Below are 1712 nucleotides of genomic sequence, written 5' to 3'. Positions count from 1 at the left end.
CCAATCATCACCCACCGTTTCTCGATCGACGAGTTCCAGCAGGGCTTCGACGCCATGCGCTCCGGCAAGTCGGGTAAAGTGGTGCTGAGCTGGGATTAATCTCGGCAGTGACTAGTCCTGATATAGGTTGACACTTTTCAACCGGATAACGCCCGATGAACCTCATCGGGCGTTTTGTATTTCAGCGACAAGTGCGGCCGCCGCGTGTTGTAGAGGTTCACCGACTCCCTGACCATCTTTCTTGCCTGCGCGATATCTTCTGGCCTGCCGAGCAGGTATTCCGTTTTGAGTATCCCGTTTATCCGTTCCGCCAGCGCGTTCTGATAACAGTCATACCCGTCCGTCATCGAGCAGATGACGCCATACTGCTGATGTAACGCCTGATATTCCTGCGAGCAGTACTGGATACCCCTGTCCGAGTGATGCACCAACGGCAACGCCGTGCGTCTGCCGGCCAGTGCCATTTTGAACGCGCAGGCGACATGCCGGGTATGCAGACTGTCATGCACGTGATATCCCACGATTTTTCTCGACCAGGCATCCGTTACCAGGCTGACATACGCCGTCCCCGTTCTCAGCGGCAGGTAGGTGATATCCGCCACCCATACCTGTTCCGGACGGCTGGCTATTACTTGATTGTCTCCCGCTTTTAGCAGGTTGGGATGGCGATAAAAACGATGATGGCTGTGCGTCGTCTTGTGATACGCCCGTTTAGGCATCACCAGTAACCGCGCGCAGCGCAGGATACTGAACAACCGGTCACGGCCCACATGCAACGCCGGTTCGGGGTGTTGCCGCAACAGGTGATGCAGCTTACGTGTCCCCAGTCGGGGTTGGTGCAAGCGGATGGCCGTCACCTGTTCGACGAGATGCCGGGCCTGCTCCTCTTTGCCTGCTTCACGCTGCAGGGACTGATACCACGCTTGTCGGCTGATGCCCATCCATCGGCAGGCCCGCGTTACTGTGAGTCCCGGTACTTGTGTTTGCGCGATAAGGCGGTTAGCTGCTTTTTTGTCAGCGTGGCGCCAAAGTCGGTGTTCATCACTTTGACGACAGCTTCGAAGAACTGGGCTTTGACTTCAGATTCAGCCAGTTGCTGCTCAAGTTCTTTAATACGCTGTTCGGGCGTCAGGGGGAGTTTGGGCATGTTGTCTCCGCACGTTCTGGTGGAAGGAGAAGTTCGCCAGTCAAGTTGACCGTATTTGCGCAGCCAGTTCATGACAGTCTGGCTGCCTTGGATACCGTAGCGATCTTGCGCCTGGCGGTATGTCATCTCGCCTTTTTCGACCTGTTCGACGACAGCCAGTTTAAAGGATAGAGAGTAATCGCGTTGTGTGCGTTTAATATACTGGTTCATCACATTTTCCTCTGTGCGTGAGTAAAATGTGTCAACGCTATTCAGGACGGGTCACAGACGTGAAAAAGGCCGGAATTCCGGCCTTTTTTTATGCTTGCGGTTTGGCTTGCGTCCAGTGTTGCCAATGACGCTTGATGAAGGTCACCGGCGGCGAGGTGGCTATGCTGTCGGCGATGACGCCCAGCGCGGTGCCGGCGTTGGCTTTTTCCTTCGGCGGTTTGACCTTGCACTGTTTGATGCCACCGCTGAACGGATTTTTCGGCTGCGGTTTTTGCGGTTTGACCGGCGGTGGAACGTAGCTGCCGCCGCCGTTGCCCTGCGGTTCGTTCAGCAGCGCGCTCGGTTTGACCAGCAC

1 protein-coding gene and 1 pseudogene are annotated in these 1712 nt (G+C 55.9%); both read right to left on the bottom strand.

Annotated elements, in window-relative coordinates; genetic code table 11:
* Nucleotides 1-111 precede the first annotated feature (111 nt).
* Nucleotides 112-1357, bottom strand: a pseudogene (locus AB0G10_RS42250) (IS3 family transposase).
* A gap of 88 nt (nt 1358-1445) precedes the next feature.
* Nucleotides 1446-1712: hypothetical protein (locus tag AB0G10_RS42245; protein WP_360935914.1), on the bottom strand; the 267-nt coding region annotated here is incomplete at its 5' end.

The sequence above is a fragment of the Actinoplanes sp. NPDC023714 genome (assembly GCF_040639855.1).
Lineage (GTDB): Bacteria > Actinomycetota > Actinomycetes > Mycobacteriales > Micromonosporaceae > Actinoplanes.
This window is presented reverse-complemented; position numbering and strand designations above follow the sequence as displayed.